The 10945-nt window shown below is 66.0% G+C and carries 8 protein-coding genes and 1 rRNA gene; 4 read left to right on the forward strand and 5 right to left on the reverse strand.

Features of this window, described 5'->3' with window-relative positions:
* Window positions 1-38: 38 nt before the first annotated feature.
* On the reverse strand, window positions 39-1028 hold the full coding sequence (locus QK287_RS02370; protein WP_226775200.1) for an LLM class flavin-dependent oxidoreductase: 990 nt from the start codon (window positions 1026-1028) through the stop codon (window positions 39-41).
* A gap of 239 nt (window positions 1029-1267) precedes the next feature.
* Here QK287_RS02370 and QK287_RS02375 point away from each other — a divergent pair, with 239 nt between their 5' ends.
* The 4 genes from QK287_RS02375 to QK287_RS02390 all read left to right on the forward strand — a co-directional run bounded on the left by QK287_RS02375 (window position 1268) and on the right by QK287_RS02390 (window position 5721).
* The gene (locus tag QK287_RS02375; RefSeq protein ID WP_282359014.1) at window positions 1268-2137 is read left to right on the forward strand and encodes an aldo/keto reductase; all 870 of its coding nucleotides are present in this window, start codon (window positions 1268-1270) and stop codon (window positions 2135-2137) included.
* A 49-nt stretch (window positions 2138-2186) separates the two neighbouring features.
* Window positions 2187-2888, forward strand: coding sequence for a type 1 glutamine amidotransferase domain-containing protein (locus QK287_RS02380; protein ID WP_282359015.1), 702 nt, complete (start codon window positions 2187-2189; stop codon window positions 2886-2888).
* Window positions 2889-2951: 63 nt separating this feature from the next.
* Window positions 2952-4622 carry a helicase HerA-like domain-containing protein gene (locus QK287_RS02385; RefSeq protein WP_282359016.1) on the forward strand — a complete coding sequence of 557 codons (1671 nt, stop codon included), beginning with the start codon at window positions 2952-2954 and terminating at the stop codon, window positions 4620-4622.
* Window positions 4623-4728: 106 nt separating this feature from the next.
* A complete protein-coding gene (locus tag QK287_RS02390) occupies window positions 4729-5721 on the forward strand; it encodes a hypothetical protein (protein ID WP_282359017.1) in 993 nt (330 codons plus the stop codon).
* 99 nt (window positions 5722-5820) lie between these two features.
* Here the strand turns inward: QK287_RS02390 and QK287_RS02395 are convergent, their stop codons facing one another.
* The 4 genes from QK287_RS02395 to rrf all read right to left on the reverse strand — a co-directional run bounded on the left by QK287_RS02395 (window position 5821) and on the right by rrf (window position 10819).
* Window positions 5821-7782 (reverse strand): NHL domain-containing thioredoxin family protein, encoded by a 1962-nt coding sequence (locus QK287_RS02395; protein WP_282359018.1) that lies wholly within the window; start codon window positions 7780-7782, stop codon window positions 5821-5823.
* Window positions 7779-9839 (reverse strand): cytochrome c oxidase assembly protein, encoded by a 2061-nt coding sequence (locus tag QK287_RS02400; RefSeq protein ID WP_226775494.1) that lies wholly within the window; start codon window positions 9837-9839, stop codon window positions 7779-7781. Before QK287_RS02400 ends, QK287_RS02395 begins: the two co-directional genes overlap by 4 nt.
* A 245-nt stretch (window positions 9840-10084) precedes the next feature.
* A complete protein-coding gene (locus tag QK287_RS02405; RefSeq protein ID WP_024367639.1) occupies window positions 10085-10372 on the reverse strand; it encodes an HU family DNA-binding protein in 288 nt (95 codons plus the stop codon).
* 330 nt (window positions 10373-10702) lie between these two features.
* Window positions 10703-10819 (reverse strand): 5S ribosomal RNA (rrf, locus tag QK287_RS02410).
* Window positions 10820-10945: the final 126 nt, after the last annotated feature.

The raw sequence follows: 10945 nt of genomic DNA on the forward strand, positions 1-10945 counted from the left end.
ACCCGCATCGGACGCCGACGGTGGCTGGACGCCGGAGCCTAGACCCGCACGAGTCCTGCGACGTCGGCCAGAAGCTGTACCGAACGCAGCCGGGAATCGGTGGCATTGCTCTGGTGCGCGACGATCAGCTCGTCGGCGTCGGCATGCGCGGCGAATCCGTCCAGGTATTCCAACACGGCGTCGGGGGTGCCCACGGCCGAGTACTTCATCATCTGGGCGATGTGCTGGCCCTGCGGCGACTCCAGGACCATGTCCGCCTCGTCGTCGCTGAATTCGCGGCCGTTGCCGAAGAACAGTGAGACCCTGGCGCGTTTGGTCGCTTGGAAGTTCTGCTGCGCCTCGGCTGCGGAATCCGCCGCGATCACGTTGACGCCGGCAATCACGTGCGGGGCGTCCAGCTGCGCGGAGGGCTGGAAGTCGCGGCGGTAGATGGCTACGGCGTCCCGCAGCGCGTTCGGCGCAAAATGCGAGGCGAAGGCGTAGGGCAGGCCCAGCTGCGCAGCGAGCTTGGCGCCGAACAGGGAGGATCCCAGGATGTACAGGGGGACGTTGGTGCCCTTGCCCGGGGTGGCTTCCACGCCCTGGATGCGGGTGGGGCCGGTCAGGTAGCCCTGGAGTTCCAGCACGTCCTGGGGGAAGCTGTCCGAAGACATCGGGTCGCGGCGCAGGGCACGAAGCGTATTCTGGTCGCTGCCGGGCGCACGGCCCAAGCCAAGGTCGATCCGTCCAGGGTGCAGGGTCTCGAGGGTGCCGAACTGCTCGGCGATAGTCAGCGGTGAGTGGTTTGGCAACATCACCCCGCCGGCGCCGAGGCGGATACTTTCGGTGTGCGCGGCAACGTGGGCGATCAGCACACTGGTGGCCGACGAGGCGATGGCCGACATGTTGTGGTGCTCGGCGTACCAGACGCGCCGGTACCCCAGCTTCTCGGCGAGTTGCGCCATGGCCACGCTGCCCGCCAGGCTCTCGGCCGCCGTCTGGCCCTTACCGATGGTTGCCAGGTCAAGGATGGAAAGCGGAACAGTCACGGAAAAGCCGGCCTTTCGTAGCGGGGAATTCTCAGTAGCCGCACCGGATCCCGGTGCGGGCACACTGTGGACAACGACGCCGGGCCCCGGGATATTTCTGTGCCAGCTGTGGCGTCCCCCATGCTCTTTCCGGGCTGAGGCTCAAGGAGGGGGATAGTTGCAGTCCCGTCCGCCGGAGCCGAACTCCGGCACTGCGACGCGTCCGGAATACTCAGCTGGCTCAGGGAGTTGCCGCCCCTATGAGCCATAACAACTCACAGCATCCGCAAACATCCGCCACGATCGCGCTCAAGGACCTGGGCACCGTCCATCGGCTGGGATTCGGCGCCATGAGGATTGTTGGGGACGGCGTCTGGGGCGAGCCAGCCGACCGCAACGCCGCCATCGCCGTCGTCCGCCGTGCGGTTGAGCTCGGTGTCGACTTCATTGACACCGCTGATTCGTACGGGCCCAATATCAGCGAGGAAATCCTGGCCGAGGCACTGCACCCGTACAAGGCGGGGTTGAGGATCGCCACCAAGGTCGGGTTCACCCGTACCGGCCCGCACGAGTGGGTGCCGCTGGGCCGGGCCGAATACCTGCGCCAGCAGACCGAACTGAGCCTGAGAAAACTGAAGGTCGACGCCCTGGATCTGCTCCAGCTGCACCGGATCGACCCCAAGGTAGACCCGGAGGAGCAGTTCGCTGTGCTTCGTGACCTGCAAAACGAGGGCAAGGTGAAGGCCTTGGGCCTGTCCCAGGTCAGCGTCGCAGAGCTCGAAGCAGCCGGTAAGTACTTCACCGTTTCCACCGTGCAGAACCGCTACAACCTGACCGACCGCAGCTCCGAGGACGTGCTGAACTACGCCGAGGAGAACGGGATCGGATTCATCCCCTGGGCGCCGATCTCCGCGGGCGAACTTGCTCAGCCCGGCGGCCCGCTGGATGAGGCTGCCAAGCGGCTGGGCGCCACCACTTCGCAGGTGGCCCTCGCCTGGCTGCTGCGCCGCTCCCCAGTGATGATGCCGATCCCCGGAACCGGTTCGGTCAAACACCTCGAAGAGAACCTGGCCGCTGCCGGGGTTGTCCTGGACGACGCCACCTACGCCGAGCTCCAAGCCGCCCACTAAGTCCCCAATATCAACGCCGGCCCCGTGGCCGGCAGAACAGGAGCCTGACATGGCTAACATCCTGATGGTCGTATCCGCCGCCGATTCCCTCACCATGCGCGACGGGAGCGAACACCCCACCGGCTATTGGGCTGAGGAACTGGTCGTTTCGCATCAGACCCTGCTCGACGCCGGGCACACCGTCCACCTCGCCACCCCGGGCGGCGCCAAGCCCACTGTTGACCAGGTCAGCCTCGCACCCGAGGCCGCCGGCGGCGAGGAACGGGCGAACGGATTCCGCGACTACATCGCCACGATCGACGCTGAGCTGTCCGCGCCGCTGGTGCTTGCCGACGTCAGCATCGCCGGCTACGACGCGGTCATTATGCCCGGCGGCCATGGCCCGATGACCGACCTTTACGAGGACAAGGACCTTGGCAAGCTCCTGGTTGCGGCGAACGCCGCCGGCAAAGTCATCGCACCGTTCTGCCACGGCCCGGCCGGCCTGTTGAGCGCCACGGACGACGCCGGGGCGTTTGCTTTCGCCGGCCGCCGCCTCACCGTGTTCACGAACGAAGAGGAACTCAACGGCGGCACCGGCCCCAACACGCCGTGGTTCGTGGAGGACGAGCTGAAGGACAAAGGCGCCATCGTCGAAACGGCGGCTGCCTGGAGCTCCCACGTTGTGCGCGACGGCAACCTGATCAGCGGCCAGAACCCGCAGTCCAGCGAGGCTGTGGCGAAGGAAGTTCTCAAGGCCCTCGCCGAATAGCAGCATAAAAACAACATCCGCTGAAGCCGGGTCCGGGCCGCCGGACCCGGCTAAGCTGTCCGCATGGCCATCAAATCCACCGCAGACAAAGTCGCCACCATCCAGCAGGGCTACACCCTTCAGGGGCCCACAATTGAGCTGGGTGCCGCGATCGTCGACGGCGAGGTCCACAAGGACGCTCCTGTCCGGCTCCCGTTGTCCATGATGAACCGCCACGGACTGGTGGCCGGGGCAACGGGCACGGGTAAGACCGTGACCTTGCACATGATGGCGGAACAGCTTTCCACCGCCGGGGTCCCGGTGTTCCTGGCGGACATCAAGGGGGATCTCTCCGGGCTGGCTACAGCCGCCACCGGCAGTGAGAAACTCATCACGCGCACGGCGGGGATCGGGCAGCCCTGGTCCGGCAAAACGTTCCCGGTGGAGTTCCTGGCCCTGGGCGGGGACGGCACCGGGATCCCGGTCCGCGCCACTATCACCTCCTTTGGGCCCGTCCTGCTTTCCCGCGTTATGGAGCTCAACGAAACGCAGGAATCGAGCCTGCAGCTGGTCTTTCACTTCGCGGACAAGAACCAGCTCGAACTGATCGACCTCAAGGACCTTCGCGCGGTCATCCAGTTCCTCACGTCCGCGGAGGGCAAGGACGAACTTGAGGAACTCGGCGGGCTTTCGAAGTCGACCGCCGGCGTTATCCTGCGCGAGCTGATCACCCTTGAGGCGCAGGGTATGGAGAAGTTCTTCGGCGAACCCGAGTTCGACACCGCAGAACTTTTGCGCACCGCCCCGGACGGGCGCGGCGTGATCACCTGTCTGGAGCTGCCCACCCTGCAGACCAAACCGATGCTGTTCTCGACGTTCCTGATGTGGCTGCTGGCCGATCTGTTTGAGGACCTGCCCGAGGCCGGCGACCTGGACAAGCCCAAGCTTGTGTTCTTCCTGGACGAAGCCCACCTGCTCTTCAACGGCGCCTCGAAGGCGTTCCTGGCTGCGATCACCACCACCGTACGACTGATCCGGTCCAAGGGTGTTGGCATCTTCTTCGTGACCCAGACTCCCAAGGATGTTCCCGCCGACGTCCTGGGGCAGCTCGCGAACCGGGTGCAGCATGCCCTCCGGGCCTATACGCCCGAGGACGCGAAGGCGCTCAAAGCCACCGTCTCCACCTTCCCGGTGAGCGATTACGATCTGGCGGAAACCCTTACTTCCGCCGGGATCGGCGAGGCGGTCGTTACCGTGATGAACGAGAATGGTGCCCCGACGCCGGTCGCACTCACCCGGCTGCGCGCGCCGGAATCGGTGATGGGTCCCAGCGCCGACGCGTTGATCGCCAGCACCGTGGCCGGCTCCGCATTGCTGGCCAAGTACGGCACCGCCGTCGACAATGTCTCCGCCTATGAAAAGATCTCCGGGAAAGCCTCGCCGGATACGGGACCCGCCGCCCCGGCTCCCGCCGGTGCCGCCACCACCGACGTCGACGCCGAAGCCCGGCGGATCGAGGAGGAAATCCTGGGCCGTCCCAGCAGCCGGCCCGCCGCGGCGCCCGAACCACGCGAGTCGCCCCGGCAGTCCCAGCGCAGCCCGGCGGCGGACGGCGGCAGAGCCGGCGACCTTTCCGGTGTCCTGGGTGGCGCCCTTGGCGGCGGGCTGAAAAGCATGGCACGCTCGCTGGGAACCCAGCTCGGCCGCGAACTGCTGCGCGGCGTCTTCGGTACCGCCCCGAAGCGCCGCCGCTAAGGTCCGGCGGGACGGCGTCCCCAGCTCACGCGATCCGTGCGGGCCGGGCGCGTCCCTAACGACAAGGGAATTCCTGCAGGGTGCAGGTAACGTATGGTAAGTGCAAATGAGTCAGGCGTTGGTCAGGATCGCAGCCGGGTGGCTGCTGGGCCTGATGCTTGCCGTGGCCGGGGGCATCGTGACGGTCAATCTGGTCAACGGATCCCTGGCAAGCCCGCAGCAACCTGTCCGGGAGTATCTGGCTGCCCTGCAGAACGGCGAGGGCGGGAAGGCCCTCGGCTTACTGCATGCTTCCGTTCCGCAGAGCAACGCGGCCATGCTGGACGGCACCGCGCTCCAAACGGCCGCGGCCCGGATCAGCGGCGTGAAGTACGGCGCGGCCGAGGACCGCGGCGGCAACCAGGTGATGGTCCCGATTGACTACACGATTGACGGCAGCCAACTGCGGACCGAATTCCTGCTGGAACGCTCGGGAACCGAGTGGTTGTTCTTCCACAAGTGGGCTATTGTTCCCGCTGCGCTGCCGGTCTTGAACGTCACAGTGGTCAACTCCAGCGAGGCGATCCTCAACGGGGTTCCGGTGAACATGCCCAGCGGCAGGAATTCCTTCGCGGCTTTTTACCCGGGCGAGTACGAGGCGTCCCTCTCCGGTGAGTACTTCTCCGCCGCACCGACCAAAGCCACACTCTCCGGCCGCGATGTCCCCGCCGCTCCGCTGAATCTGCTGACCGAAGCCACCGACGGGCTGAAGCAGGCGGTGGACGCCAAGGTAAAGGAGTTCCTGGACACGTGCGCCGACACTGCGGACAAAGAGCAGAAGCTCCAGCCGGACTGTCCGTTCTACCACACCACCTTCAACCAGGTGGTTCCCGGCACGATCGACTGGAGTATCACCGAATACCCCACCATCAGCATCGAACCGTTCGGCGGACGCTGGGTGGTTGCCCCACTGAACGGCACGGCGCGGATCACGGCCCGGCAGGTGGACCTGTTTAGCGGGGCAACCACCGAACTGAACGCCGTCCACGACTTCAGCTTCACCACCCGCCTGGACGTGGACGCCGACTCGGTCAAGGTCACACCGCTGCTGAGCTACTAGCACGGGTCAGACCGCGAAGACCGCCGCATCCTGGTCCCGGACGCCCGCACCCTGCACGGAGGGCCGGGCACATTCCGTCCGGCGGCACCAGCCAGGACTTCAGTCCATCCCGCGCAGGTCCAGCACCAGTTCGGTGTCGCCGTCGGCCCGCAGCAGCACCGGGATGCCCCAGTCCTGCTGGTAAAGGTGGCAGGCGGCGTGGTCCGGGATCTCCCCGTCAGCTTCCTCGGGTCCGTCGCAGGCAGCGGCGCGGGCGGTAATATGCAGGACACCTTCCGGAACGTCGGAGGCTAGTTCCAGGGTGCGCATCAGGCCCACCGAAGTCCCCCCGCCGGCCACCAGCAGTTCCGGCGGGGTGGAGGAGATCTTCAACTGGGTGGGGTCGCCCCAGCGGTGGTCCAGTTTCTGGCCGGTGGGGGCTGTGAAGCGGACGGTGAGCTCAAGCTGCCCGGGCGCCACCGGGCTCTTGGGCCGCTGGGTCTGGGCTGCGCCCTCGTCCACCTGTTGCGCTTCCTTGGGGATGGGAACATAAACCAGTTGGTGCTTGTTCGCTTCCACCACTACCAGGAGCGGCTCGGCGCCGGCCACCTGGGTGTGGTCCACAATCACGTCAGAGGGTTCCGAGAGCCCACGCGCCAGGGTGGAGACGGTGCCCGCGACCGGGTCATAGCGGCGGACCGCACCGTTGTAGGTGTCTGCGATGGCTACCGAGCCGTCCGGCAGTACCGTCACACCCAGCGGGTGCTGCAGCCGGGCCTCGGCGGCCTGCCCGTCGCGGAAGCCGAAGTCGAACAGGCCCTTGCCGATGGCCGACTCGACGGTGATGGCGCCGCCGTCGCCGACTATGAGCTTACGCAGCGCTGAGGTTTCCGAGTCCGCCACCCAGATGTTGCCCTCGGTGTCCTCGGCGAGGCCTGAGGACTGGGCGAACCATGCTTCCGCCGCCGGGCCGTCAAGGAGTCCCTCGAGGCCATTTCCGGCGATGATGGACACGGCGCCGGAGCGCGGGTCGAAGCTGAAGATCTGGTGCACCCCGGCCATGGCGACCACCACGGCGTTGAGTTTGCTGGACCAGACAACGTCCCAGGGCGAGCTGAGCGAAACGCGCAGCGGATCCGCCTCGAGCCGGGCGCCATAGGCGGCGCCTTCCTCATCCACCCGGGCCGGTCCGGTCTCCAGCAGCCGCTGCACGCCGTTGCCGGCCAAGGTGCTGACGGCTCCGTCGGCCAGGGACAGCCCGCGCAGGCGGTGGTTCACGGAATCGGCGATAACGACGTCGTACCCTGCCGCCGCCGCGGCATCCGCCGGGAGCAGCACCAGACCCTGCGGTTCGTTGAAGCGGGCTGCAGCGGCGTTACCGTCGGCATGGCCCTTCTCGCCGGACCCGTAGGTGGCAAGCACAGTCTGGAAGTCAGTGGAGAGTTCTACCAGGCGGTGGTGCCCGGTGTCGGTGACGAGCCAGGAACCTGCTTCCGTAGCATCTCCGGCGCCACGGCCAGCGGGAAGGTACAGGGCCTTGCCCGGAAACCTCAGGGTGTCCGACGTCGGCTCCGGCGCCACATAGGGCCCGTCGCCCCGGTGCAGCGTGCCCTTGGCTTCGTGCTCGGCAATCAGCTCCGGAATCAGAACGGCGAGACCATCCGCGTGGCCTTCACCGGAGAGGTGCGCCACGATGTAACCCTCTGGGTCAATGACCACCAGGGTGGGCCAGGCCCGGGCCGTGTAGGCCTTCCAAGTGTCCAACTCTGGATCATCGAGGACCGGGTGGCTGATCTCATAACGTTCGACGGCAGCCGCCAAGGCCACCGGATCCGCCTCGTGCTCGAACTTGGGAGAATGCACCCCGACGGTGACGAGGACATCGGAGTACCGCTGTTCCAGCGGGCGGAGTTCGTCAAGTACGTGCAGGCAGTTGATGCAGCAGAAGGTCCAGAAGTCCAGCAGCACGATTTTGCCGCGCAGGGATTCCAGGTCCAGTGACTTGCCGCCGGTGTTGAGCCAGTTGCGGCCCACCAGTTCGGAGGCCCGGACCCGGAGGTGGGTGCGTACAGTTTCGGTCATGAGCGTCCTTCCAGCTTTGAGCTGCGTTCGTCCAGCCGGGCATCGCGCTCGGCCAACTTGGCAAACATATCGTTGTAAGCAGTGAGATCGGCGTTGTTATTCCGGTCCGCCGCCCGGTCGGTGCGCTTCGACTCGCGCGCGTCGGAACGGGACCACATCACGGCAACGCCAATCGCCACCAGCAAGGTGGGCACCTCGCCGATGCCCCAGGCCACCGCGCCGCCCATCTGCTGGTCCAGCAGCGCTGAAGGGCCCCAGGCCCGGCCCAGGTTGCCGAAGTAGTCCGCGGCCAGCAGCCCGGTACCGCCCATGATCGCTACACCGAAGAAAGCGTGAAAACCCATCGTGGCCAGCAGCAGCAGCAGCCGCATCGGGTAGGGCGCACGCCGGGGCAACGGGTCGGTTCCGAGCATGGTCAGCACAAAGATGTAGCCGGTGAGGGCGAAATGCAGGTTCATCAGCTCGTGACCCACGTGGTCGCGCATCGCGTAACCAAACGCATCCGAGTAGTAGAACAACACGATCGAACCGGCAAAGTTGGCGGCGGCGAACAGCGGATGCGTCACGAGCTGGGAGAACTTCGAATGGATGAAGATAAGCAGCCACTCGCGCGGGCCGCGGGAGCTGTCCCGTCGCGGCGTCAGCGCACGCAGTGCCAACGTTATGGGGGCCCCGAGGACCAGGAAGATGGGAACCACCATGGTCAGTGCCATGTGGTCCACCATGTGCGCGGAGAACATTACCCGGCCGTAGACGGCTGGCGGGCCGGAAGTCACATAGCTCAAGAGCACAAGCCCGATCACCCAATTGACTGCCCGGAACCAGGACCAGGAATCCCCACGCCGGCGGATTTTCCGCAGGCCCAGGATGTAGGCGGCGAGGCCAAAGGCCGCCGCAGTGAGCCAAAGCCAGTCAGGACGCCACTCTGTCAGCCAGCGCTCCGGGGTGAGCTCCGGTGGCAGTTCGTAGCCGGACAGAATGAAGGCCGGCGAGGCGGCCGGCAACAGGGCCGGATCTTGCGGCGGTGCCGATCGGCCAAGCGCGACGGCGATGCCCGATGTCGCGCCCATGATCAGCAGCTCAGCCACCACAAGCTGCCAGAGCACACGACGGGCGGACAGGCCGCCGGCGTGGCTACCGAGCTGCGGGATCACCCACCGCCGGTGCATTAGTCCGATGCCGCCAAGGACCAGGGTGGCCGCTGCCTTGGCCAGGATCAACTGCCCATAGGAAGAACCGAGGAGATTGTTCCAGGACGTGAGGCGGATGCTGGCGTTGATCACCCCGGAGGCGAAGACCATGATGAAGGCGAAGCCCGCCAGTGCGGAGAAGCGCCTGAGCGTCGGCTCGGTGATGTCCCGGCGGCCACCGGCCGCCCGCTCCGCCGTTGTGCCGCCCAGCACGCCGGAGAGCAAGGCCAGGGTGATGATGCCCCCCACCCAGGCCGAGACCCCAACCAGATGCAGCCCGAGCGAGTTAATAGCACCTTCATGATCAGCCGAACTGGCGGAGTGGCCGATCAGCGCCGATGGGACGAGCCCGACCAGCGAGAGAACCAGGGTTGCCGCCAGTCCTCCCATCGAGCGGACGCCGAAGAGCGCAGTGGTGACCACGGCTGCGATGATGACAACGGCCAGCCAGGCGCGGCCGGTTTCGATGTCCGTCATAAAGTAGACCAAAGAGCGGGTGAATTCCGGATCACCGGAGATCGGTTGGCCGGCGATGTCCGAGTAGCTCATTACGAGCACGGCAACCGCTGACAATGTCCAGAGGGCCCCCGCGGCGGCGGCGACAGCCAGCGCGCGGCTGAAGGCCGGATGCTCCGGGGCGTCCGGTGCCTTGGAACGGGACCCGGCGAAGGACCGCGGCAGGACGCCGACGGCGAACAGCAATCCGCCGATCACGGTGGCAAGCGAGACGTTATGCACTGCCTTGCTGACCGGCAGGCCCCAGCGCACCATGGCGCCCGGGTCGGAGACCGACCGCGCTGCAGCGGCGCCGGAGAACAGCAGGGCCGCCACAAGGCCGAGGAACAACGCGGCGAGTCCGGCGTACAGCCAACCCCTGGAGACAGCTGCAGGGCCCGCAACAGCACTTCGCGCTCCCCCCGTAGGGGCAGGAGCGGCGGCGGCGGGGCGGGGTTTTGCTGCGGAAGGCACAGCTCCATTGTCCGCTACGCCCCGCCTGCTCACCGAATCGAGCGCCGTCCCAGCCGCCTCGGTATGGCCGCCGGAGCCGGGCCCCAAGGAAAAAGGAGCGGCGACCCAATGGGTCACCGCTCCTTTTAAGCCTTTATGGAAAGCTACTTCTTCTTGGAAACCGCAGCCTTCAGCTTGGAGCCGGCGGTCAGCTTGACGCTGTGGCCCGCGGCGATCTGGATGGTCTCGCCCGTCTGCGGGTTGCGGCCGGTGCGAGCGGCACGGTCGGTGCGCTCAACTGCAAGCCAGCCCGGGATGGTGATCTTCTCGCCGGCGGCGACAGAGGTCTCGAAGACCTCGAACAATGCATCCAGCACGGAGTTGACGGCTGCCTGGCTGGTGCCGGCCTTGCCTGCTACCTCTGCAACAAGTTCACTACGGTTCTTAGCCATTTATGTCCTCCTGGACGGTCATGATTTTTGGAGCCTGCACACGGCATGCGCACAAGCCACTGTTCGAAAACTTACCAGCTTGCCGCGGTGGAGGCGGCAAATTCCGCGTGTTTTCGGCCTTTTTTGAGGAAAAAACCCGGAATCAGGGCCTTTCCGACCCCGATTTCGCCAACAGCGGACGGCCCACGCCGTCGAGCTCTTGGCGTGGATTGATGGGCGGCGGTTTCCCGGCTGAGCCGGGTGGGGTTTCCGGTGGGGGTGTTTTTGGGTGGGGTGTTAAATGCGGGAGGACCCCCAACGTGGTTGGGGGTCCTCGACCGTTTAATGATGTTCCGGCGGTGACCTACTCTCCCACACCCTCCCGGGTGCAGTACCATCGGCGCTGTGGGTCTTAGCTTCCGGGTTCGGAATGGGACCGGGCGTTTCCCCCACGCTATGACCGCCGTAACTTTGTGTCCGCACCGTTCCGCGCCTGGGCGTGGTGGTGGGAAATCTGTGGTTACAACTGTGGTGTTGTTGTGTTGTTGTGTTTTTGTTCCTCACGCAACGGGTTTGTTGGTTGGGAACCACATA

The sequence above is a fragment of the Arthrobacter sp. AL05 genome, assembly GCF_029960715.1.
Taxonomy (GTDB): domain Bacteria; phylum Actinomycetota; class Actinomycetes; order Actinomycetales; family Micrococcaceae; genus Arthrobacter.